The sequence below is a fragment of the Pseudoalteromonas sp. R3 genome (assembly GCF_004014715.1).
Taxonomy (GTDB): domain Bacteria; phylum Pseudomonadota; class Gammaproteobacteria; order Enterobacterales; family Alteromonadaceae; genus Pseudoalteromonas.
In genome coordinates, this window is sequence record NZ_CP034835.1 from 3,586,771 (window position 1) to 3,611,218 (window position 24,448).

Genomic DNA, 24,448 nt, shown 5'->3' on the forward strand with positions numbered 1-24,448 from the left:
GTGTGTAATTGGTATAGGTACTATTGGTTATCAGGCCAATCCTGCATCGCCTGCAGGGTAAACTCTATCCCATCAAAATCGAACATGGCTTGCTCTGGGGTGATCTCCACCAGCTGCAGGGCGCCCATGTTATCGCCTTCATACAATTCACGGTTATTCAGTTTAATCCAACGCTTTTGAGCATCGGTGGCGTAAATATGGGCCTGATAACGCAGTCTTGGCAGGCTGTTTTGCAGTTGCTCTGGCAGTAACTCAACGGGCGTTGCCCTGGCCGACCCTCGGGTGCTGGACAAGACTTCAGAGACAATGCGGTCAGATTTAGGCGCGGTTTCTTCCACAGCCTGTTCAAACGCTTTCTTTAATTCATCAGGCACGCCAGCAAGGGCCTCAGCCTCCTGACGCTGTGCCTCTTGTCGGGCTGCGTTGGCACGAGATTGTTCCAGTGGTACACCCAGCACCCGATAGCCGCTTAAATCTTCCAGCGGCTGTTGATTCGGCTGTCCCTGATTGGTCGCATAAACAGGCTGGTTAGTAGGCCGGTAACCTTGCTGTACTGCGCTATACTGATTGCCGACTGGTTGCTGAATAATCTGACCATTGGCAGAGACAGGCACCAGCTGTTGTGAGTAAACCGGTTGCCCCTGAGCATCAAAGCCAACCTGGACTGACATCCACTGATAATGGACCTGGCGCTGCGCGTTTTGCATGACAGGATTAATCGCTGGATTGACACCCTGGTTCATCGGTTGACTAATCACCTGGCCAGGCTGGGCAACAACCGGATTACCCATAGCAACCTGATTGGAAGGCACCTGAACATTTGTCGGCACGGCCGTTACTGGCGCTGCGGTAGTGGCAAGGTTGTCTTGTTTCTCTGCCTGATTCGCCACAGTAACACCTGCGGTGTCACTGTGTTCAGCGTCTGTTTTCGCAATCACCGTGTCGGCCGGCTCCCCCTGAAAGGCCTCACCGACAAAATAACCAGCGCCCAACGCACACACGCTGATCAGCGCGCCGCCCAGAGACAGACTTAAACGACGATAAAAACGGACCTGCTGCTCATGACGTGATTGTTGATAATCCTGCTCAGAGTCGATTTGTTGAGATTGTTTTAATGCATTGATTAGGTACGACATATCACACCACTAAAATATATACGAAAGACCGATGCCACACATAAACATGGCAGCCACCCAGCCAGAGACCAGTACCGGCATGTTCATCCTGTGCTCTTTTGCCTGCGGAACCAGGTCCAGTGGCAAGGCTTCTTTGGCTGCCTGGACTGCAACGGCCTTAGTCACCACTTGTTGTTGTGCTGAATAGGCCCCCAGTAAACAGCGGTCGGCCAGCAAGTTAATCAGCCGTGGAATACCGGCAGTCACCTGATGCATGTAAGCAATGGCCTGAGGTTCAAACAGGCTGGTCTGGCAACCGGCCTTATTAAGGCGATGTTTCACATAGGCAAAAACCTGAGACTCTGTCAGCGGCAATAAGTGATACCGCGCCGTAATACGCTGTGCTAACTGACGCAACTCATTGCGTTTGAGCAACTGCTGAAGTTCTGGCTGACCCACAAGCACTATCTGCAATAGTTTTTTATGGTCGGTCTCCAGATTAGTAAGTAATCGCAATTGCTCCAGCACGTCAGCAGCAAGGTGCTGCGCCTCATCGATGATCAACATAGTGTGGCCACCCTGCTGATGATTCTCCAGCAGGCGTGCTTTAATGACATCAGTCAGTGACTTAAGCGTCGCATTATCTGCGTCATACTCTATGTTAAGTTCATCACAGATACTTGCAAGCAGCTCCATTTCCGACAACGCCGGGTTGAGGATAAATGCCACCTGCGTAGATTCAGGCAACTGTGCCAGCATACTGCGGGTCACTGTGGTTTTACCTGTTCCCACCTCTCCGGTAAGCAGCACAAAGCCACCGGCATCGCCCAGGCCATAAGTCAGATGAGCAAGCGCTTCCTTATGGCGTTCGCTTAGGAACAAAAACTCCGGGTTTGGTGCTATCGAAAACGGCTTTTCGGTCAGACCAAAATATCGTAAATACACGGCTCGTCTCTTTCTTGTTAGAATGGGGCCTATAATGGCAAAAAAACGGCACAAGTTAAAACCTTGTTTGCTTTTTCAATACGGAATTTACCATGAAAATTTACCTGGTCGGTGGCGCAGTGCGTGATCAACTCCTGGGACGCCCTGTTCTGGAGCGCGATTATGTGGTGGTCGGTGCCACCCCTGAACAAATGCAATCTCTGGGCTATCAGCAAGTTGGCAAAGACTTTCCGGTATTTTTACACCCCCAAAGTAAAGATGAACATGCACTTGCCCGCACTGAGCGAAAACAGGGCCAGGGCTATACCGGGTTTATTTGTGATTTTGCCCCCAGCATCACGCTAGAAGAAGACCTGATGCGCCGTGACCTCACGGTCAACGCCATTGCCCGGGATGAGGACGGCACACTCATCGACCCGTACCGGGGGCAACGAGATCTGGAAGCGCGTATCCTGCGCCATGTCAGTGATGCCTTTGCTGAAGATCCTCTGCGCGTGCTGCGAGTGGCCCGCTTTGCCGCTCGCTATCATCATCTTGGTTTTACCATTGCTCCAGAAACACAGGCTCTAATGCAACGTATGGTTGATGAGGGTGAACTGGCTACCCTGACCAAAGAGCGGGTTTGGCTAGAGATTGAAAAGTCACTCAAAGATGGTGCCATTGAGGTCTTTTCTGAGGTACTGGCCAGCCTGAATGCACTCCACCTGGTGCTGCCCTGGCTGGCTGGCTGGAGCACACAAAACAGCACAGTTTTGCAATCGCGTATTGCTCAGCTGGACCAACAAGACCCTGATTTTCTGACAGTCAGCTTTGCACTGTGGCAGCAAGATGCTCAGCTTAAGGGCTATAATCTGGAACAGGACTATAAGATCCCCAAAGTCTATAGCGAAGCACTGCGAGACCTGCAAACCGCACTGCCATTGCTACAGGGTCCCGACTGGCAGCCTGCCACCGTTATGCAACTTTTCACGCGACTGGATGCATCGCGACGACCACAACGCCTGACTTTACTATGCAAAGCAGCCCGCACTTTCAGTGATGAACTGGCACAACGCTGCGACATGCTGGCGCAGGCACTTCACCTCGCTGCACAAGTTAAGGCACAGGATGTCATCGCCAAAGGGGTTAAGGGACCACAAATCAAAGTCGAAATGGATAAGCTAAAAGAGCAGTCCATCAAAGCCTTATTTGATTTTTAGCCAAACCATTGGGCTCAATTAAAGCCCTCAGCTTAAGTGTACAGTTTAAAAACCAATTTTATCAGGCTCAGGGGGTGTCAACTGCCGCCCGCAAGGGCGGTTTATATTTGAGCAAACGCCATCAACTGAACGGCACTTTTATTGCAAATAAAGCATCAGTTCTTTAAGATTCGGACCTTTTTAAGGTATAAGGATTTTATCCATGATTAAAAAGGCACTGCTTCCTTTGTGCATGACGCTCACACTCACAGCCTGTGGCGGCGGCTCTGGCTCGGATAACAAGGCAGCCGACACCTCGTCACAAACACAAGCAAACACCGGTACGGCTAATACTCAAACACCTGAAAAGTCTGACAAGTTTGCGCCTATCGTTGGCGTTTACGATGCCACTTTCCAGGGCAATAAAGCGGTTGTTGTGATTTCTGCTGATGGTAAGTATCAGGTGTTTGATGATCTGAATGACATTACCGGCAGCAATAAAGACTGTTATGCGGCTCCTTCTGCTTCAACCCCCAACCAAAAGTTCGATGGCCTGAGTTTTGAATATGATGAAAACCTGCGCCACTTTAAACTTAAAGACGCAGAGCCCAGCCTGGCGTTTGAAGTAGATGAAGATAACACGCTGCAGTACATTATTTATGGTGGCAACATCACGGTAGGCAGTGGCTCTCTGGTTGTCGGCTCAGCGAATAAGAAAGTCGTCATTTCTCCTGAAAAAATGACCCTGACCGAGGCAGACATCACTGCGAAAAAGTGTCAGTAAAAAGACACACAGCTGGCACATTTCACGAAGTGCCAGCACCTCCTTTAAGCCAGCGCACTTGCGTCACCAGCCCACAAAAAACGGCACATCGACCAGTCTTTTCCAGGGAAGCAGCTCTCTGACCCACCCAATTTAATGCCACTTTTGTAATCCAACTCCAGTAAATTTGAGCGCGAAACGCTCAATACAGAACATACCTGAGAGTCACCTCCACCTGAATATAAAACCTAACCAACTGATAAGTATACTTTTAATATTAGGATAAAGAACTCAGCCGAATATCAAGGAAACATCATGTGTTTTTCAGGCTGTTCAATAGAGTGTCGTTAGCCGCTGTGACAAACCCGTTCACACTGCGACCTGACATGACAGAGGAACGACGATGACCCATAACATCTTTATTTTAATTTTTATTCTGCTGCTGCCAATGAAGCTACTGGCTGGTAACAAACCTGAGCACTATGAAATACCGCGAACTCAGGTTGTGCCGCTGACGCAAAACGGCACCGATCGCGAGTATCAACTGGTTATTCAGCTGCCTGAGCACTATTCAGCACAAAAGCAACATCCGGTGCTGTATTACACCGATATGACCTGGCACATTGAAATGATGACCTCCGCGGCCTACTTTCTGATGGAAGAAGCTATTCTGGTGGGGATCTCCTGGCAAACCAATATGCCGGATAACATCAACAAAGAGGTTGGCCCCTTTGCCAGCCGTTTCCGAGATTACTCCTTCGCCCCCTCAACCAAGCCTGAGAATCAGGCAAAATATCAGTTTGGCGGAGCCAATGCCCATATCGATTTTATCCGCAATCAGGTCAAGCCTTATATTGAGCAACACTACCGTGTTAAGCCCGGTAACGACAGTTACTTTGGCTACTCCATGGGTGGGTTATTTGGCGCCTATACTTTGCTGACGCAGCCCGATACCTTTGACAACTATCTGCTTGGCAGCCCGTCGGTGTGGCGCCTGACGCAGCTTCTTGAAGCACGTAACCAGGGGGCACCGAAAACAAAAGCCAACGTCTACTTGTCCCACGGCACTCAGGAAGACAAGCTAAGCCCGAATGTCAAAGCGCTGTTTAACTTTCTGAAAAAACAAAACAACCCCCAACTGCACGTTGAGCTGGCCGAGATAGAAGGCACCCACCAGAGCGCCGCTCCCCTGACTGGCGTATATGCAATCAAATGGTTATCGGAACGTACAACACAAGGAGACACACTATGAAACCTGTCACCCTGACAACGATCGCATTAAGTACCTTGCTGGCTAGCACCTTGGCGCAGGCAAAGGATGAATTCGGCACCCTGACCGGCCCGTTAATGGGCCAGAAACCACCAGGCATGACCGCCGAGCCCTTTGCCCCGGGTATTATTTCCAAAGCAGACTGGGAGATCGAAGGCGTTTTTGCCCCCGGCATGCAGGAGTTTTACTTTACTCTGGACCGGGGAGTCTATGAAGGGCCCAACAAAACCGGTTTTCGCCCGACTGTGATTGGCTTCAGACAACAGAACAACACCTGGGTCAAGTTCACCGAGTTTTTACGCATCGGCGAAGTGAGCTTTTCACCCGATGGTCAGCGCATGCATATGGCCGAAGGCTACCGGGACCGCAAGGGCAACGACTGGACTGAGCGGCAAAGTCTGGGCCCAATGTTTGACCGCGAGGACTGGGGCATTATGCGCTTATCGGTATCTCAAAAAGGCACTTATGTCTTTGACGATTATAAAAACAAGGTAGTACGCATTTCCGAGGTTAAGAATGGCCAGCGACAAGCGCCAAAGGTCATGAGTAAAGTGGTCAACTCCGGGGAAATGACCGCCCACCCTTTTATCGCCCCCGATGAGAGCTACCTTATCTGGGATAGCGAACGCGAAGACGGCTTTGGCGATTCTGATCTTTATATCAGCTTTAAACAACAGGACGGCAGCTGGGGAAAAGCAATCAATATGGGTGAGTCCGTTAACTCAGATAAATGGGATGCCTACCCCACAGTCACCCCCGATGGTAAATACCTGCTATTTAACCGCAGCGTCAGTGACGACAACAAGAATATTGATATCTACTGGGTCGATGCCAGCATCATAGATACCCTCAGGGCCCGGCAGTAACACAGCAAAGCTCTGCCAGCGACTGGCACTGCACAAGGTGCCAGCTGCTGAGTTACCAATACTCTTTTCCTTTATCGTTAAGCATTTGCCTCCATCGTTAAAAGCGGGTAAAACTATTGCCCCGTTCAGCACCGGCAAGGAAAAGGTATGTCAGCAGAAGTCCTCAAACGTATTCAACAAGAACAAAAAGCCAAAACCGGGGTGCTAGATCTCTCCGACCTTGAGTATGATAGCCTGCCCGATGAGTTGTTTGAGCTGACCTGGTTAAAAGTGTTGTATTTAAGGGCGGATGAGTATTATCCAATTCCGGATGAACTGTTAAGCGCAAAACTGCCCAATATTCCATTGCCGACACACAGAAATTTATTTTTCGAGGACCTGTTAGATGCTGATAATGCGTTGGACTTAAGCCGCTTCACTCAACTGGAATGCTTGATTGCAGACGAAGCTTTTAGCAACCCTAAAACATTCAACAGTATCAGTCAGTTAACTGAGTTACGTGTATTATCAATATCACCAACGGTCATTAACGAAATCGGGCTACTAGATCTATCACAGCTTACAGAGCTGCAGATGTTAAATGCCCGCGGTATTGCTATCACATCAGAGCAACTACTGCTGCTACCAGATACGCTGGAGTTCTTAAGGGCATATCGTGCTGGGCTAGAGGACATTTCTCACCTTGCTAAATTAACAAACCTAATATGCCTGGACTTAAGCGAAAACGTTGTTGCCGATATTACTCCCCTGTCAGCATTAAACACACTACAAAGCTTAGAGCTCAGTGATAATGAACTGAGCGATATTTCTCCTTTAAGTTCCCTGTCAAGCTTGATTAAACTGGACCTCTGTGGAAATGAGCTATCCAGCATATCGCCGCTTAGTGAGCTGAAGCAATTGGAACAGCTCAGTCTTCGACAACTTGATCTCCATGACTTAACCCCTCTGGCTTCATTATCTAACCTGAAGAAGCTGAAACTTTGGGGGAATTACATTAGAGATCTGACACCACTCAACTCACTGGTTAAACTTGAAACGTTGGATCTAGCAGGAAATGCTATTGAAGACATATCAGCGATCAGCTCTTTGATTAACCTGCGAAAGCTAGATCTTGATGGTAACGGAATTGCAGATATCTCTCCACTTGCAGGGTTGCCCCGGCTGAGCACTTTATCACTAAGCAGTAACAGTATTTCTGATATTACCCCCCTGTCGAGCTTAACGAATCTGTCGAGTCTTAACCTTTTCGACAACCCCTTTGAAGAAGAACACGGCTTATCATTGGAACTAGGCGACAACCACCTGCCGGAAATAAAAAATCTGCTATTGCGCCTGAAAAGTACCAACAGCGAAATTAAACTCCCCTGTAAAGTCGCCTTTTTAGGCAACCACAGCGCTGGTAAATCCAGCCTCATCCATTACCTCAAAGAAGGAGGGCTGGACTCTAAAACCCGCTCTACCCATATTCTGGAGGTAGCGCACTATGTACTCTCTGATGAGAGTAATAAACAATCAAATGCTCAAAACCAACCAACTCTCCCCGATGCCATTTTTTATGACTTTGGCGGACAGGATTATTACCACGGGGTGTACCGGGTATTTATGCAGCACAAGGCGCTCACCTGTTTATTGTGGAAGGACGAATGTAACCAGACCCGTCAGGCGAAAGACAGCCATGGCGAGATGACCCAGCACTTTTCACTGGATTACTGGCTGGCCCAGTGGCAGGGGCTGCGCGAAGCCGAAGAGGCCAAACAAACCCCGCTGCTGTTGATCCAGACGCATGCTGACAGCGATCCTCGGGGCTGCCTCACGCCAGAACAAGCTAAAGTGGCAGATAACCAGTTTTATATCAGCCTGGATAAAGCGGGTGATTCAGTCGTGAATCAGGCCGCTTTACATTATCTGCAGGCCAGCCTGAATGAGCTGATTGAAAAACATAAGCGAACCGCGCCGGGCGACCCCTGGTATCAGGCATTTATCAATTATATTCTTAAGCGTCAGCAACCAGGTACACTCGACACTTATACGCAACTGGGCCACCTGGTAGCACACTACCAGGCAGGATCAGAAGATGACAAGGCATACCTCAAGACTGAGCTGACACAGTTACACCGCCAGGGCCTGGTGCTTTATTATCCTCAGATCAACGACAACAAGGTCTGGCTCGACCCGCAGGCGGTGATCCGTCATATTCATACGGAGATCCTTAATTTAAGTACCCTCAAAAACAGCGGTGGCCGGGTGGCCAAATCAAAATTTGAGCGGCTGATTAAAAAGCAAAAAATCGATACCGACCTGATTGCGCTGCTTAAGCAGGAAAAGGTGATTTTTTATCATGACCACAGCGATGAATATATCATCCCCAACTACCTGCCGCTGGCCGAGCAGGACCCCAATGGCTACGACCTGCTGACCTTTGGCTATGACCAGACCCTGGCCTTTACCCTGAAGTTTGCCCGCTTTATTCCCATGGGGTTAATCAATCAGTTGATCTGCCACTTTGGTATTTTGCCCGACGCCAAAACCTTCTGGCGCAATCAGCTGTTATTTACACTCGGTGTCAGGCAAGACGAATCAGGCAACAAAGACACCAGTCAGGCCAGCAAAGTGCTGATCAAGGTCAGCTATCACCCAGAGATCCGGGTACGTGTCTATATCAGCGGACCAAAAGCACAACGGCTGCGCCACACGGCCTATTTATATTATGTGATTATGGGCCTGTACCATGATTTTGATATTACCCGGGAAGTCGCGGAATTTGAGGCCGGCTTTGCTTCTTTTTGTAAGGAAAAGCCAAAGCTACAAAATGTGGAACAAATAAAAGCGCGAATGAAGCGCCGCTACTATGAGCAAATCTTTAACCACCCACCCAAAGATTTAAGCATCTCTCTGGATAACACACACTTTGTCAGCGCGACAAACCTGGCCAACTGCGACACCGGCACCAAAGTTATGGCACAAGGGACCAGTCAATTGCTTGATAGCGCCGACTTTCAGCCTTTTACCCACCATCACCTGCGCCGCCCGCTTAAAGTGTTTATCTCCTATTGTCATGATGATATGGCTTACAAACATACACTGGAAGCCCACCTGACCAATCTGGTACGCGACCACAGTATTGAGATCTGGCAGGATGGTCTGATCAAGCCCGGTGAGCTGTGGGACAGCCAGATCCGCAGCGCCATAGACAAAGCCGACGTGGTGATCCTGCTGGTCAGCCAGGCGTTTATTGCCTCCAGCTATGTGCATACCGTTGAGCTGCCCAAAGTGCTCGACAAGCTCTCCGACAGTCAAACTCGGCTCTACCCTGTGCTACTCAGTGCCTGCGATATTCAGGGCTGGCAGCTGTGGCCACAGGATGTGCAATCGTCGTTGCTGGGTAACCAGGCTGTGAATATGGCAAGCTATCAGTTTTTCCCGCAAGATGATACCCAGCGCCTGGTCCCCATTAATCAGCTGGCCCATCCCGAACAGGCCTGGACTGAGCTGACTACGGCGCTGCGAGAGGAAATCAATGCCCAACGGAATTAGCGAATAACCCCCAAAGACATGCGCGATAGCGCCCCTCTGAGCACACTTAACATCATATAGGCGCTCCAGTGCAGTGGCTTGGCGCGCGCCACCGGATTGGCCAGCAAGCGCAATGCATGGCCGTATAAACGATGCTTAATATTGCGTTTGGCCAGGTCGCAGATGTGGGTCGCTACATATTTATGGGCCATCGCAGTGTGCGCCACCTCACCGTTTTTAATGGCAGTCAGTAAACGCTCAGCAAACGGACACAGCTGCGACGGCGGCGCTTTATCACAGGCACTGCCCGGCGCGCCCAGAAAGTAAAAGCTCTCAATTGCAGGAGAATACGCAATACGCGATTTCAGGGCGGCCTGCACATAAAAACTCTGATCTTCTCCCATCCATTCACCCACCGGGAACCCGCCCAGCTGGTTAAATGCCGTTTTGTCGACCACTAAGCTCGACATAGTAAAAGGTAAATCGCCGTTCGCCGCTACTTCAAAGTAGTTGTCCATCTCATATCCCTCTGGAGCCCAGTTGGTGAGTGCAATTTTGGCATCGATATACTCACCATTGTCCAGCACCTTTTGATAGCGCGAGGCAAACAGGCCCGCCTGTGGAAAGGTCTGGATCAATTCCGCCATACGTGCCAAAAAGAAGGGGCTCCAGGTATCATCGGCATCAAGAAATGCCACATACTCATTGCTTGCCGCTTTAACGCCCTTATTGCGTGCAGCAGAGACGCCCTGATTGCTCTGACGCACCAGGCGTAGATTAGGCAGGCCAAGGTCAATCACTTTTTGCGGACTGTCATCAGTAGAGCCATCGTCAACGACTATGATTTCAGCCGCCTGATGATGTTGTGCATGAACACTTTGCAGCGCCCGGACAATACACTCGCTTTTATTGTACAGTGGAATAACGACTGTGAATTGAATGCTGTTCATAGTTTTCGCTCCAGTTAGAAAGTGACAAAGTGATGGCCTGGCCCAGGCCCAGAGTGGGTGCATCGAAACCGCGTTCCAGGCCGCGATACATCACCCGGAACAGGGTGTCCGGACTAAATTCGTTGGCGTCAAAGGCGTACTGCTCAGGCAAGCCAATCTGTTCACACCACTGCGTGCATTTGGCGTGATATTGCAAACTGATAAAGGGCGTTTGCGTCATATAGGCATAGATTTGTGCATGCAGTCGCATCCCCACCATGACCCTGAACATCGCCATACACTGTAAAATACTGGCCGGATTCGCCACATAGTGGATGCGCTTAACCTGCACATACTCAGGCAGGCGAGCCACTATTTTGTCGTGGATTGCTCTGTCACTGCCTTTTGTCTGGTCGTTCAGATCCACCAGATAAATGTCTTCGTTGGTAAAACTCCACACTGTGGTAATAAGGTCAACGGCTTTGGCAATCCGGCGCAGTTCATTGTGCTCGTTGACATTGCCAAACGCATCTATAGATTGCGGGCAAAAGTTAAAAGCAATTCCCTGACGCGCCACCGGGTTCAGCCTCCCTTTCAGGTGATGCAACAAAGAAGGCGCAAGGTCAAAGGTGTGCTTCAGATTAGCGTGAGGTGCCAGTGACTTTGCAATCTCATAGCTTTGCTTGTCACGCAGGGTAACCAGCCCGCATTCGTTTAAAAACTTCTTACACTGCTGTTCATCATCCAGGGTTTTGAATGACTCAATGCCCACACCCAGCGCCATCGCCTGTTTGCGACCGCTCAGAGCCATCATGTGGCGCTTAAGGGCGATATCGCGGCTGCTGTGCAATACCGAGCCACCACCAAAAATGACGTGGTTTGCACTATAGGCATGACGGTAATGCCACAGCCTCTGGTGACCACGAAACAGCAATGGCTGTTGTCCACTGCACCCCAACTGATTGACCAAAGGGTCGCTGTCAGGTGCGCTGATGGTGAGCTGTTCACTGCCCAGAAAATGCCGGGCGCCCATCGCCGCTGCCAGCATAAGCGCATCGTCACCGCTGTTGCGCATGCCATAGTAGCCGACAATATAAGCTTTGTTTTTTGCTGTCATTGTGCTGCCTCGCTAAGTTAAGATACTAAGTGACTGCAGCTCTCATGCCAAAATTTAAGTGGTTGTTTTTAAATAGGTTAATTTGTTTTTCCACGCTTATACAAACGCTGATTTGCAAAAGGCGACGCGTTGTCACACTGCAATTACCAAAATAGAAATGGACTTTTAAAAAAGAAAAACCACCGACTGAGCGGTGGTTTTATGGGAAGGTACAAATCGGGGTCAAGATAGTGCTCCTGTTGAGTTTAATAAGCGCCTTTGGCGCCAATAACACAAGGAATGGTCTTGAGTAAAATGCTCACATCGTTCAGTGCGCTTTGCTCCATAATATATTGCTTGTCGAGCTGAACCTGTTGCGCAAATGTGGTATCCGCACGGCCCGTCACCTGCCACAAGCCTGTCAGACCTTGTTCACTGTTCAGGCGCCCTAATTCATGCTGCTGGTAAGCATGCACCTCTTTTTCCAGCGCCGGACGCGGACCAATTAACAGCATGTCGCCGCGCACCACATTCATCAGCTGGGTAACTCATCAATTGAGTACTTACGGATAAATGCGCCAATGCGGGTAATGCGCGGGTCATTACGATACTTAGCACAGACCCCTTCACGGTCGCTTTGAGCCGGGTCAGGGTTACGGAAACGCGGATCTTCTGGCATATACATAGAGCGAAACTTATACATAGTGAAGCGACGGCCCAACTTACCCACCCGAACCTGTTTGTAGACGCAGGGCCCCTGACTTTCCAGTTTGATTAACGCAATCAGAACCAACAGGAACGGACTGAGCAGCAGTAATCCGGTCATCGCAGCCAGGCGTTGTAAGCAGGCCGGTATACCATGGTGACGACCATCCAGTTTAACCTGTGCAGATACAGACGTAGTGGCTGGAGTGAACTGAGTAGCTGTGGTTTTTTTGATGCTATACATGATTAAAATCCTCGCAAAGCTTGTTGTAAAACGTAAACACGGAATAGAAAAATCGGGTTGCCGAGCACATAGCGGTTAAATTTGGCTCTGGGTTCCTGGATCAGACGCCAGATCCACTCAAGACCCAGCTCCCTCATCCACATTGGCGCACGCGCTATGTTGCCTGAAAAAAAGTCGAATAAACCGCCCACGGCCAGTGCGCAACTCGCCCGGAGTTTATGCTTGTTGTTGTCTATCCAGACTTCCTGGCGAGGCGAGCCCAGCGCCACCAGCACGATATCGGCACCGCTTTGATTAATGGTGTTGCAGACCTGCTCATCATCATCGAAATAACCATGATGGACACCCGCAATGTGCAGTCCTGGATACTGCTGACGTAAATTGTTGGCCGCCTGCTCGGCAACCCCAGGTTGTGCGCCCAGCAAAAATAACGAACGTTTGCGCTCAACAGCGGCTTCACAAAGCGCCGGTAGCATGTCTGTGCCGTTATTGTTGTCGGCCAGACCCATTCCCGCCTGACGTGCCGCGATGCGCATACCTGACCCGTCGATAAAGTTGCGGTCGCTGGCTTTTAGCGCCTGATAAAGACGGGCATTCGCCGCCGACAAATTAACTGAGTTGACGTTGATGTAATAGGCCGCTCGACATGCAGACTGTAACGGCTGCTGCTGTTCACCCTGAACAATCCAGTCGACCGCCGTTTGCATGCGAGTGTTACTAAAGGGAATGCCAAATAGCTCGCTGTGCGCCGGCATAGTTGCAGTCTTGCGATACAAGCACAGGCACAGCATCACCTTGATAACCAGACAGGTATCAGCAAACACACTCTGATCTCTTTGCTGCTGCAGCAATGCTAAAGGCGCTTTGACACTGAGCCCGGTCAAACTATACAGCCACAGACTGTCGAACAGGCCCGGACTGCTGCACGGAGAATGGAAGCGCCTGATCACAGGAATACTTACACCGTCGCGTACTAACGGGTTGCCAACAAAGCGTATCGTGCCACCCAGCACATTGAAAACGGCAGCGCTGCGCTTAAACAGCCCTGCCTGCCAGCAATATAAACGCACTGGCTGCGCGCTGATGTCAATCCAGGTCAGGCGTTTCAGCGGCGTTTTGAAACACAGTAAGGCCAATACACAATTAAAAGAGAACACGGGCAGTAATGCAGTAACCAGTATCAGGGCAACACAAACACGCAATGCTTTACGTACTGTGGCCTCGTCTGGCTCTGATGTTGATGTAGTGAGATTAAATGACATCGCGTCCTCCGGTGTTTATCTGTTCACGACAAAGATATAGCGAGGACCATGCCAAATTTTAAAGTTTTGATTTTAAATAGATTAGTTGATTTTCAGTGTGTTTTTAAGAAGTAAAAGTGCGTTGCATTTTGGGAATTTTTTTATTTTGAGAAGCGCCATGCGGCGCTCACAGAGAAGGAAAATAACGCGGATATAGCAGCTGAATTTGCGCAAGAGTAGCAGGAATACGCAGCTGAACCACGCCCAGCTTGTCTGCCTGCTGATCGGGTCGGGACAGACTATAACCCAACAACAGGCGTGAACATTTAAAAATAAGAGTATGGAAACACTTATCCAGCCAGGAGCATTTCAGCGGTCCGTAATTAAAGTGGCGAATGTAGTCATTCAGCTCTGCATCATAGGTATTGTTCCAGCGTCGGTCGAGCTCCGCCACCCCCTCACAGTTGTTGGCATAATGGATCACATGGCCATTTTCACCCCAGCCTATCCCTTGCGACTCAGCCACAGGCTGAGTCATGGCCACAATCAGAGTATCGAGCCACTCAATCGCCTCAGTGCAATTGCGCATCAGCATCACCCCGGAATTAAACGCGCCGCTGTAGCCTCTTGCCAGATGTAAAAAGGTGTTTTCGTCATATAACACCTCTAGCGCCGGGCAAGTCTGCTGAATACAGGCGTCAGCATCCACAAACAGGACCTGTTTATAGCCAGAGCGCAATGCGGATTTGAGCAAGAATAATTTGAGCCAGCAGCACTCCGCCCCCAGCCTGTTTAACCAGGGGCGCGTAACCACCACATAATCGTATCCCATGCGCCTGGCGTAGCGGCGCTGGCTGTTTAGATAACGCCGGTAGCGCCACTGGTAACCATTCAGGGCGATGCTAAACACCAAAGTGTGTGATCGAATCGTGCTCATACTCACCTCCTTTATCGTTTTTCCTACTCAAGCAAGTATTACACCGATCGCAAAAAACAGCAGTTCAGGTGCGCTTATTCGCTGCCAGCCTGTGTGACTGCCAAAATTAATTAGCTATTTTCTTGTTTGCAAAGCGCAATGCAGTGCAATTTGCAAAAAACCCACTTACCGCTCAAACAAAAACCATAAACCACTGATAATAAACACATTAATTTTTGGCATGCTTCGTGAAATAGTCCATACAGAAAAACCTACACCCTTTTCATTTGGAGCGACGATGATGAAGCGATTTAACCTGCTGTACCCCATACTGGCCTCAGGGCTACTCTCTTTTACCGCTGGTGCAGTCCAACAAGTTGATGGGCAATATGTCTGGCAGTTCCAGTCTGGACAGGCATGGCCCGGTGGCTACAACCAATCCACAGGTAAACCTGATTCGCTGATTTACACACGCGACCAGTACAGCCCGGAGTTTTTCCAGCGCATCCAAAATGCGCTGCCAGAGGCCAGAGTAAACGAGGCCTTTATCACTGGCGATGAAGGCTCGACCATTCACCTGAATGAAGACGCCGAGGTATTTATTACCTTTATCCATGAAGGTGCGGGGTACAAAAACTCTTTTGGCTACTTCACTTTTGATCCGCAGAATCCCCCGCAAACCCCAGAAGAGATCCAGGAAACCATTGTCTTTCCAAACCTTAGCTATCCTCACCTGACTAACGGACACCGCGTAAGCATAGGTGAATTCCCGGCAGGCACCAGTATCGGCTTCTTTATCGCTGCGAACGGCTTTTGGTACTACACCGGCGTAAAACCTTTTAAAACTCCCTACTATTATTCGTTGTCTGACCTTAACCCAGAAAGCGACGAAACCTTGCGCCAGCATTGCGTGCTGTTACTGGATGAGGAACAACAGGAAGTGGTAATCGGTTTTGAAGATTTGCCGCGCACCTGGGGCGATAACGATTTTAACGATGCAGTATTTAGTGTTAAAAGCTCCCCGGCTACTGCAATTTCGGCCCTTAACCTGACGGTGATGCCAGAACAAAACGACAGTGATGCCGATGGAATAGAAGATGAACTGGATGAGTTTCCCAACGACTTTAATCGCGCTTACAGCCAGTACTTTCCCAGCGCACAAGGCGTAACAACACTGGCATATGAAGACAACTGGCCCGCACGCGGCGACCACGACATGAACGATTTGGTCGTCAAACAACGGATCCGTATGACCTACAATGCCGACAATCAAATTAGCGGTTTCATCATTAACGGCTGGATCACGGCGCGTGGTGCAGCCTATCAAAACGGCTTTGGGCTTCGTCTGATGAACAGCGATCCGGCGCTCGTAAAACAAGCGACCTTGACCATAAATGGCCAAAGCTATGACAAACTTGCTGAAGAGGGGCAAAGTAATGCGGTTTTATCGCTGTGGAGTAACGCCCATGTATTCACTAACACAGGTCAGTCTGGCCAATGCCAACACTTTAATACCGTGATGACCTGCGACTATTTTGAGCCTGTGCCTTACACCTTCGATGTCAGCTTTGAGCAAGGCCTGGATACGCTCAGTGTGAATGACTTCGATTTCTTCTTATACCGCACACAAGATCGTTCTCTGGAGATCCATCTGGCGGATTATCCACCGACAGACAAGTTTGACACCAGTCGCTTTGGCAATGCGGATGACACATCCAGTGCACCGTCGGGACGTTATTTCCGAACCGCTGAAAACCTGCCGTGGGCACTGATGATCAGTAATGACTGGCACTACCCCAGAGAATATCTCGATGTAATTTGGGCGTATCCGGCCTATGAAACCTGGGTTGAAAGCAGTGGCGAACAAGCTCAGGACTGGTTTATGACCAACGAACGCACTACCCATACTTTCAGCGCACATTAAGAGGATACGATCATGAATACACTGACTAAACTTTCTTCCCTGACGTTTATTTGCTTAACTCTGTGCGCCTGTGGTGGCGGTGGTGGTGAGGGCGGCACATCAAGCTCCGTAACATCAAGCAGTAATGCCACCAGCACGCCTGCCAGCAACGCGAGCACGAAGGTGTCAGCAGATACGACTTCGGATCAGCCGCAGGATACGACCGTCACAGCAGAAGCGTCTACAGAGCCTGCCCCCAGTTACGAGCCAGACCCTGGTTTGCTCGACAGCCAGGCCGAAACTTCTAACGACTTGCATGTGAAAGCAGACTTTAATTTCAGCACCAGCAAAACAGTCACACTGGATCTGGGCGGACAGGATGTTCTGGGTGCAAGTCTGGCCAATAGAATGGTCAAAGTGTATGCCCTGCACGACGTTGTAGAAAGCTACGAAGACCAAGCCATAGCAGACAAAGCACTACTGGCGACCACCCGCTTCAACAATGCCGGTCAGATCACCATGACTCTGGACGTTCCGGTTAACTATAAAACCCTGCTGATTAGCGTGGACGGCATGCTGCAAAACAACCACCTGCTCAGTGAGCTGAGCATGCAGGCAACCACTGTGGCACATCAATTTAACTGAGCCGGCTAATAGTTCCTCGCAAAACCGTCTGCCACTCACCTCTGGCAGGCGGTTTTATTTATCACCACAAACTCCGCTGTATAAATACTTCAATTTGTCTAAGACTGTGTAATACTTCTATTAACACGCATTAACTCTGGCAGGATTACATGGAACCGGTTACTAACATTACCTTGCTGTTTGTCGATGACGAACCCCTTATTCTGCGCTCACTCAAGCGCGCGCTCCAAAATGAGCCCTACACTGTGTTTACCGCGCAAAGTGGAGAAGAAGGCCTGGCCTTGTTAGAACAGCACCCTATCGACGTGGTGGTGTCGGATAAAATGATGCCCAACATGTCAGGCATTGAGTTCCTGGCTCAGGTTGCAGAGCGATTTCCCGATACCATTCGCATGATGCTTACCGCCTTTACTGAAGTGGAAGACCTGATTGACGCCATTAATCAGGGCAAAGTCTGGGGTTACATGCAAAAGCCATTCGACATGAGTAACATCAAGCTGACCCTCGAACAGGCAATACAGACAAAGATGCTGGTTGCTGAACGTAATATGTTACGTGCCAGCCTGCAGCGCTACCGCAGCTCAATTCGCTCGCAATTTTATCGCTTTGTTGGCGACTCCATTGCCATGCAAATGGTCTATAAGGCCATTGAAAAAGCCGGCCCCAGCCAGGCTAATGTGTTTATCACCGGGCCCAGCGGAACGGGTAAAGAGCTGGCTGCCGATGCCATTCATCGTGCCAGCACCCGCAAAGACAAACCTTTGGTGTGTATTAACTGCGCCGCCATTCCCAGTGAACTGATGGAATCCGAGATCTTTGGTCATATCAAAGGCGCCTTCTCGGGTGCCGTTACCAATCGGGATGGTGCGGCGACGCAGGCAGATGGCGGTACCCTGTTTCTGGATGAAATTGGTGAGATGGACATGAATTTGCAGGCCAAGATCCTGCGCTTTGTGCAGTCGGGAACCTTCCAGAAAGTCGGCAGCGGCAAAGAAGAAAAGGTCGATGTCCGATTTATCTGTGCAACTAACCGTGAGCCTCATCAGGCCATTGCTGATCAGCGTTTACGCGAAGACTTGTTTTATCGCCTCAATGTCATCGCCATTGATTTGCCTGCATTGCATGAACGCGATCATGACGCGTTACAAATCGCGCAGCACTTCCTGAGTAAGTTCAGCGAGCTCGAAAACAAAGTCTTTGTTGGTTTTTCACCTGCTGCAGAACAGTTGATCTTAAACTACGACTGGCCGGGTAATGTGCGCCAGCTCGAAAACCTGGTCCACAGTTGTGTGGTGATGTCAGACGGGCCACTGATCACCGAAGATACTTTGCAAATGCAGCTTAAACTCAAACCCAGCGATGCCCAGGCCTTGCTTAATGGCCAATTTGGTGGTTCTACGCCAATACAAAGCAGAGCACCGCAGCAATCAGTCAGCGTGCAGGAAAACGGCTATGCATCGCCTCAGCAGACAGCCGACATCCCATCTGAAAATCAAATCTGTTCGCTGGCCGAGGTAGAGCGAATTGCCATCGAAAAAGCCATCGCAGCATGCGATGACAATGTGGTGAAAGCAGCCAGTTTACTGGAAGTCAGCCCGTCTACTTTGTACCGTAAAATACAGCAGTGGGGAGACAAGAACACAGGCGCCTGATTTTATCGGACGCTGCCAAATACGCAGATTGCAAATTGCAAAAACCGGCGTCGCAAAATGCAATCTGCGTGCATTTATCTTTGCCTAAGTCTCCTCATCACATCGGCTTCGGCTTTGTAGCTGCTCGGCCACAAGCTATTTAAAAACCTTTACATTCAATATTTTAGAAACTTATCACAGATTGATTGTGTGCGTCTGAGCGCCTTGGTACGGATTTTGGTTAGTAAAGGTATCCGATATCAAGAGAGCGATGCCATGACACACCCAACCAGCACAATGCGGACCCTGCTCAGCAATACCTCATACCTCATAGGTGCAGAGGTGGTTGCCAAGGCGTCGCGGCTGATCAGTATCATGGCGATGGCTGCTTGCCTGTCTGCCACTGAGTATGGCACAGCGATGCTTGCCCTGACGGTGCATGAAGTGTTGAGGCTGTTATTGCGCTCTGGTGCTGGTGCGCAGGTCATCCGCGCCAGCGATGACGAGTTACCCGCTTTTCTTAAAAATGGTCGTTTACTACAGTGGCTGCTGTGCGGCGCGCTATGTGTCGTGCAGGTCCTGGTCGCACTGGCCAGCAGCTGGATGTTTCCAGGTCAGGACATGACAGTGCTGATTGCCCTGATGGCACTGACTTATCTGGTATTCCCGTTAGTCTGTAATCAGGTGTTTCTGATGCAACGCCGCAACCAGATGGGTTTGTTTGGCCTGATCAGCAGCGTGTGTATTATCACCGAAAACCTCGCTCTGGCTGCGGCACTTTACCTCGATGCTGGCCTGCTGGCCGTCGTGATTGGCAAATGGGCATTCACCCTGCTTTGGCTGGGATGCTTTGCCTTTGTCCCTTCATCGTCCATGGCCGGACACTACAGCAAAGCTATTTTTTCCCGACTGCTGGGTGCATCAACACAGCTTGCAGGCAGCGAAATCTTGCGCTCGCTGCGTGTGAATATGGACATGTTCGTGGCCGCACGTCTGCTAACCCCTGAGCTATTTGGACTCTACAGTTTCGCTAAAAGCGTGGGTGTGGGCCTGGCAATATCTGTTGCCCAAGCCTATACCACTGCACTCTATCCGTTTGTTTGCAAACTTAAAAATGCTGGTAATTTTGGCACCAGACACAGCCACCTGCTGCTCGCAATCACTGCGGCTGTGTCTGCAATTTTTATTCTTCAGGCCGTGCTGGTTCCCTGGTATGTGCCAGTGTTATTCAACGAGCATTGGCAGGGTAGTTTTACCACCAGTGCACTGCTTTGCCTGATAGCCACCAGCACAGTATGGACAGACAGTTATGCCGTAATGCAACGTGCCGCAGGCCGGTTTGCCCGAGAGTGCCAACTGAATGCTTACTGTTTAGTGATTTCACTGGTTGGGCTGTTAATGATACAGCCTGACCAACCCGATTTACTTGCCGCCGTACTGGTCAGCTGTAGCGCCTTGTGGCTGCTCTTTCCATTGGCAGACTTTGCGCTAAGACGTTGTCACGCTGGCGCAGCAAAATCTTCTTTATGATCCGGAGCCCATTATGACTAACTATGTGATTAACTCGAAACCCGTTGTCAGCATCATCATTCCTATGTACAACGTTGAAAAATATATTGATAAATGCATCTGCTCAGTGCTCAACCAGACCTATCAAAATTTTGAGGTGATCTGTGTTGATGATGGCTGCAGCGATAATACACTGAGCTATCTGAGAGATTATAAAGATCATCGGATCCATATCATTCGCCAGCAAAACCGGGGCCTGTCCGGAGCGCGCAACACTGGGATCCGCAACGCCCGGGGCGTTTATATCGCCTTGCTGGATGCCGATGACTACTGGGCAGTCAATAAACTGGAAAAACACGTCGCGCATTTGAATCGCCATCCCAGTGTTGATGTCAGTTATTGTCCTTCTTTGTTTGTGGATGATGACAATAAACAACTGGGCATTGGCCAGTTTCCGAAATTAGACAACATTGATGCCAAAACCATTTTTTGCCGCAATCCGGTTGGCAATGGGTCAGCGCCGGTGATCCGTGCAGCCGCACTGGAAAAAGTGGCGTTTCATGACGAAACCCGCAGCTGGCGTCAGTATTTCGATGAAAACCTCAGACAATCAGAAGACATAGAGATGTGGCTGCGTCTGGCACTGTATACCGATGCGACTTTTGCGGGGATCCCAGAGCCGCTGACCTTTTATCGCGTCAATGCCAGTGGTTTGTCGGCTAACCTGCAAAAGCAATATCAGAGCTGGGAAAGCGCGGTCAACAAACACAGACGCAGCCATGCGCAGTTTTTTAAGCAATGTGGCTCGCTCGCACGCGCCTATCAGCTCAGATACCTGAGCCGTCGTGCCGTGCAATCTCGCAATACTTTTGCCGCACTTAAACTGATCCACAAAGCGCTGTTTACCGACATTCGCATTTTATTGGAAGAACCTGGCCGCACAGCATTAACCTGGTGCTGTGCCCTGACCAGCCTGTTACCAAAATCCTTGTACGACCGTGCCGAAAAGCTGGCAATGCGCACTATGGGAAACACCAGTAAACATCCTGCGGGCTAACCCTTCGCTCCCGGGCCAATGCGCTTATCTGCTGTTATTCACTCAGTCAGATAGCGCACCTCGCATCAATGGCCCTTAAGCCAGCTTTTGCTGGCTTCTTTTCATTTTGAAACTGCTTTGCAAAATAGAAAAAAAACCGCTAAAACGTCCACCAAAAACAACTAACAAGCTGATTTTTATAAAATAATAAAGTTGGCTCATTTTATGCTCCTATCTCATTAAGACCACCAAGTGAGAGCCACTGCCAAGGAGCCCAATATGAGACAAGCGACTAAAACCACAGCCTTGATAACCCGCATTTCTGCGTTAGTACTGTGTGTGCTTGGCTCAGGATGCACGCTCAGCCCGGACTATCATGATGACGAATTTTACGGCATGCCGCATGCGGCCGGTACCCAGTTCAACCAATCGAATTCTGTCTTTGCTTCACGTTTGAACTGCACTGATGCTGACGACTTTGCAGCCGCGGCAAACTTTCGGGTTGACCAACCAATTCCGCTTGCAGCACCCGGTCTGAATCCCAATGAATCAAGTCATCGTGGCACATTTGGCGCGGCGCCACTGAGTCCGGGCGACCTTATTCAGGTAAAAATGGAGTATGGCGAAGGCTTCAACGGCGACTATGTACTGGACAGCTCAGGCGCACTGACGTTGCCTGTGATTGAACCAATTTACGCCGCGGGCTTAACCACCAAAGCGCTGGCTCAAAAAGTCGAACTGGCGCTTATTCGTGCCAAGATTTTTCGTGCTCAAACGCTGGATGTCACCGTAAAGGTAAAAACCTGGGCTGCTATCGAAGTGCCAGTATCCGGAGCCGTATTTTCACCAGGTCGCGTCACCATCAATGCCAAACTACCGGAACAGTTGTTGGAACAGCAGGTCGCAGCCTCTGGCGACCACTCAAAACAGCGCCTGCTTTCTGAAGCCATTCGGGCAGCAGCCGGTGTACGTCCCGACGCCAAGCTGGATCAGGTGATTTTAGTTCGTCAGGGCTGGCGTATTGAGGCCGACCTGACCGGCATTATGACCGGCCAGCCGGTGTCAGACCATGTGCTTATCGCGGGCGATCAGGTCATCGTGCCCAGTACAGGGTGTTTTCAGCCTAATCTGGTAAAACCTTCGCAGATCACGCCAAAAGGTTTTCGGGTCTTTATGTCTAACCTGATTGACTCATCAATGAGTAACGCCAATGCAGCGATCGGCCGCTTTTCCAGCAACCTGCCCTACGGTACACGTTTATTACAGGCTGCGATCTCTGCCAACTGCGTTGGCGGCAAAGAATACACCAATGCGCCACGTCGCGTTGTACTGGTCAGCAACCATCCTCTGACCGGAAAAACCCAGGTCGTCGAACGCTCAGTGGAAGATCTGATGCGTATGTCTTATCGCGACCATATTAACCCTTATGTCATGCCGAACGATGCGATAGCCTGCTATGATTCAGATATCACTAACTTGCGTGATATCGCAAAAACACTACTCGATATCGTGGCACCCTTCTCTTTGCTGAGTAAGGAGGATTCATGAACACGCAACTTCAGGTAACCACGCCCTATTCACGATTCAGGGCTGCGATTTATCGCACCCTGCATAAGCCTTACCTGGTCACCTGCCTGGTTAGCTATGCCATTATTTTGCTGCTGGTCTTTGCCTATCTGCAACAACCTGCAAAGTACCGCAGCGACCTGGATATGGTGTTACCCGGCACGGGTGCCAACAGCAATGTATCGCTTGATGAGGTGGGTCAGGTGGTGTCCTCTACCAGCGCCCCATTCGGTAAAGGCTATAACCCCAGAGTCAACTACAAAGAAATGCTGATGAGCAAAAACCTCATCGAAAATGCAGCCAAATCTATGGGCATGTCAGCAAAAGAATTTGGCCGACCTAAAGTACGCCTGACCGAGCAAACTTCTATTTTGAAAATAGAAATCACCGGTGCCAGCCCGCGTATCGCCGAGAAAAAAGCCTGGGCCTTGTATGACGCGCTACAGGGCCAGCTTGACCATCTGCGTGCCGACGAAGTTCAGCGTCGTGACGCCAGTATCAAGTCTGTGCTGGATCAATACAGAGAGCGCCTCAACCTGACGCGCAGCAATATTACAGATTTTCAGCAGCGCTCTTTACTGATCAGCCGGGACCAGCTTGACCAGCAAATGCGCACCCTGTCCAATCTTAAAGAACAGGTGGCTATCGTAAAAGCAGAGATTGGCCGTGCGGAGTATTTTGTCGGCCAGCTCAGCGTTGATTTGGGTGTCTCGCCTTCCATGGCAGGCCAGGCTTTTGTGCTGCAATCGGATGGTGAATTCAGAGCCTACTTGTCTGAACTGGACAAAAGCGCAGCACAATTGAGCGAATATCGCTCGCGCTGGGATGATGGTCATCCCATGGTGAAAGCGGAGCTGGCACGCTTTGAGCAATCAAAACTGGCGCTCAGAACCCGCTCAGAAGGTCTGGTCGGGATCAATGCGGCTCATGCATTTCACACCACAGATCTGGCTTCTAACCCCAACCGGGCACAGTTGTTTGCCGATCTGATCAGTGCCTTTGCAGCTAAAAAGGGCTCCGAAGCCAAACTGGTTGAGCTGGAAAACGAAGTTCAGCTGCTTAACGAAAAGCTTAAAGTCTACGCCCGGGAAGCCGCTGAGCTGGAACGTCTGGAGCGCGAATTTGATCTGGCCAAAGCCGTCTTCACCTCAGCGGTAGCTCGTCTGGAAGCAGGTAAAGCAGATATCTTTGCGTCTTACCCTGTGATCCAGTTGATGTCGCCACCGTCGCTGCCCGTCAACTCGTTCTCGCCGAAAAAGTCCATCGCTGTTGCTGCCGCACTGGCTGCCATGATCTTCTTATCCATGGCCGTGCTGATGATCAATAAGCGTCGGGTGATTATCTCAGCTGTGATGAAGCAGCCTGACTAACCGGAGA

Annotated in this window: 21 protein-coding genes; 12 read left to right on the top strand and 9 right to left on the bottom strand. The window is 50.1% G+C overall.

Annotated elements, in window-relative coordinates; translation table 11 throughout:
- Positions 1-20: 20 nt before the first annotated feature.
- Positions 21-1,136 (bottom strand): general secretion pathway protein GspB, encoded by a 1,116-nt coding sequence (locus ELR70_RS20885; RefSeq protein ID WP_054015911.1) that lies wholly within the window; start codon positions 1,134-1,136, stop codon positions 21-23.
- 9 nt (positions 1,137-1,145) lie between these two features.
- Positions 1,146-2,060: an AAA family ATPase gene (locus tag ELR70_RS20890; protein WP_054015912.1), complete on the bottom strand. Its 915-nt coding sequence runs from the start codon at positions 2,058-2,060 to the stop codon at positions 1,146-1,148.
- Positions 2,061-2,152: 92 nt separating this feature from the next.
- Here ELR70_RS20890 and ELR70_RS20895 point away from each other — a divergent pair, with 92 nt between their 5' ends.
- From ELR70_RS20895 to ELR70_RS20915, 5 genes are all read left to right on the top strand, one after another.
- Positions 2,153-3,259 carry a tRNA nucleotidyltransferase gene (locus ELR70_RS20895; RefSeq protein ID WP_054015913.1) on the top strand — a complete coding sequence of 369 codons (1,107 nt, stop codon included), beginning with the start codon at positions 2,153-2,155 and terminating at the stop codon, positions 3,257-3,259.
- Between the two features lie 202 nt (positions 3,260-3,461).
- Complete coding sequence (locus ELR70_RS20900) at positions 3,462-4,022, top strand: hypothetical protein (protein ID WP_054015914.1); 561 nt, start codon at positions 3,462-3,464, stop codon at positions 4,020-4,022.
- A 382-nt stretch (positions 4,023-4,404) separates the two neighbouring features.
- Entirely contained in the window at positions 4,405-5,253 is an 849-nt protein-coding gene (locus tag ELR70_RS20905) for an alpha/beta hydrolase-fold protein (RefSeq protein WP_054015915.1), read from the top strand.
- Positions 5,250-6,137, top strand: a complete 888-nt coding sequence (locus ELR70_RS20910; RefSeq protein ID WP_054015916.1) for a PD40 domain-containing protein — start codon at positions 5,250-5,252, stop codon at positions 6,135-6,137. Before ELR70_RS20905 ends, ELR70_RS20910 begins: the two co-directional genes overlap by 4 nt.
- 147 nt (positions 6,138-6,284) lie before the next feature.
- Positions 6,285-9,671, top strand: a complete 3,387-nt coding sequence (locus tag ELR70_RS20915) for a leucine-rich repeat domain-containing protein (protein WP_054015917.1) — start codon at positions 6,285-6,287, stop codon at positions 9,669-9,671.
- Here the strand turns inward: ELR70_RS20915 and ELR70_RS20920 are convergent.
- From ELR70_RS20920 to ELR70_RS20940, 6 genes are all read right to left on the bottom strand, one after another.
- Positions 9,668-10,600: a glycosyltransferase family 2 protein gene (locus ELR70_RS20920; protein ID WP_054015918.1), complete on the bottom strand. Its 933-nt coding sequence runs from the start codon at positions 10,598-10,600 to the stop codon at positions 9,668-9,670. The two genes, ELR70_RS20915 and ELR70_RS20920, sit on opposite strands and share 4 nt — an antisense overlap.
- The gene (locus ELR70_RS20925) at positions 10,557-11,696 is read right to left on the bottom strand and encodes a polysaccharide pyruvyl transferase family protein (RefSeq protein ID WP_054015919.1); all 1,140 of its coding nucleotides are present in this window, start codon (positions 11,694-11,696) and stop codon (positions 10,557-10,559) included. Before ELR70_RS20925 ends, ELR70_RS20920 begins: the two co-directional genes overlap by 44 nt.
- 245 nt (positions 11,697-11,941) lie before the next feature.
- On the bottom strand, positions 11,942-12,211 hold the full coding sequence (locus tag ELR70_RS25875) for a sugar transferase (RefSeq protein WP_347232126.1): 270 nt from the start codon (positions 12,209-12,211) through the stop codon (positions 11,942-11,944).
- A complete protein-coding gene (locus ELR70_RS25880; protein ID WP_347232127.1) occupies positions 12,211-12,624 on the bottom strand; it encodes a sugar transferase in 414 nt (137 codons plus the stop codon). The genes ELR70_RS25875 and ELR70_RS25880 overlap by 1 nt, the downstream gene beginning before the upstream one ends.
- Positions 12,625-12,626: 2 nt before the next feature.
- A complete protein-coding gene (locus ELR70_RS20935) occupies positions 12,627-13,886 on the bottom strand; it encodes a WecB/TagA/CpsF family glycosyltransferase (RefSeq protein WP_082353224.1) in 1,260 nt (419 codons plus the stop codon).
- A 166-nt stretch (positions 13,887-14,052) separates the two neighbouring features.
- On the bottom strand, positions 14,053-14,802 hold the full coding sequence (locus ELR70_RS20940) for a hypothetical protein (RefSeq protein ID WP_054015921.1): 750 nt from the start codon (positions 14,800-14,802) through the stop codon (positions 14,053-14,055).
- A gap of 277 nt (positions 14,803-15,079) precedes the next feature.
- Between ELR70_RS20940 and ELR70_RS20945 the strand changes: the two genes are divergently transcribed.
- The 5 genes from ELR70_RS20945 to ELR70_RS20965 all read left to right on the top strand — a co-directional run bounded on the left by ELR70_RS20945 (position 15,080) and on the right by ELR70_RS20965 (position 21,526).
- A complete protein-coding gene (locus tag ELR70_RS20945) occupies positions 15,080-16,705 on the top strand; it encodes an LruC domain-containing protein (protein ID WP_235577109.1) in 1,626 nt (541 codons plus the stop codon).
- A 12-nt stretch (positions 16,706-16,717) separates the two neighbouring features.
- On the top strand, positions 16,718-17,329 hold the full coding sequence (locus tag ELR70_RS20950) for a hypothetical protein (RefSeq protein ID WP_054015922.1): 612 nt from the start codon (positions 16,718-16,720) through the stop codon (positions 17,327-17,329).
- A 149-nt stretch (positions 17,330-17,478) separates the two neighbouring features.
- The gene (locus ELR70_RS20955) at positions 17,479-18,981 is read left to right on the top strand and encodes a sigma-54 dependent transcriptional regulator (protein ID WP_054015923.1); all 1,503 of its coding nucleotides are present in this window, start codon (positions 17,479-17,481) and stop codon (positions 18,979-18,981) included.
- Positions 18,982-19,236: 255 nt separating this feature from the next.
- The gene (locus ELR70_RS20960) at positions 19,237-20,490 is read left to right on the top strand and encodes an oligosaccharide flippase family protein (protein WP_054015924.1); all 1,254 of its coding nucleotides are present in this window, start codon (positions 19,237-19,239) and stop codon (positions 20,488-20,490) included.
- A gap of 13 nt (positions 20,491-20,503) precedes the next feature.
- Positions 20,504-21,526, top strand: a complete 1,023-nt coding sequence (locus ELR70_RS20965; protein ID WP_054015925.1) for a glycosyltransferase family 2 protein — start codon at positions 20,504-20,506, stop codon at positions 21,524-21,526.
- Between the two features lie 75 nt (positions 21,527-21,601).
- On the opposite strand, the gene ELR70_RS25765 is transcribed toward ELR70_RS20965, so the two are convergent.
- A complete protein-coding gene (locus tag ELR70_RS25765; protein ID WP_268795166.1) occupies positions 21,602-21,727 on the bottom strand; it encodes a hypothetical protein in 126 nt (41 codons plus the stop codon).
- A gap of 57 nt (positions 21,728-21,784) precedes the next feature.
- Between ELR70_RS25765 and ELR70_RS20970 the strand changes: the two genes are divergently transcribed.
- Positions 21,785-23,053: a polysaccharide biosynthesis/export family protein gene (locus tag ELR70_RS20970; RefSeq protein ID WP_054015926.1), complete on the top strand. Its 1,269-nt coding sequence runs from the start codon at positions 21,785-21,787 to the stop codon at positions 23,051-23,053.
- Positions 23,050-24,441, top strand: coding sequence for a hypothetical protein (locus tag ELR70_RS20975; protein ID WP_054015927.1), 1,392 nt, complete (start codon positions 23,050-23,052; stop codon positions 24,439-24,441). The genes ELR70_RS20970 and ELR70_RS20975 overlap by 4 nt, the downstream gene beginning before the upstream one ends.
- Positions 24,442-24,448 lie beyond the last annotated feature (7 nt).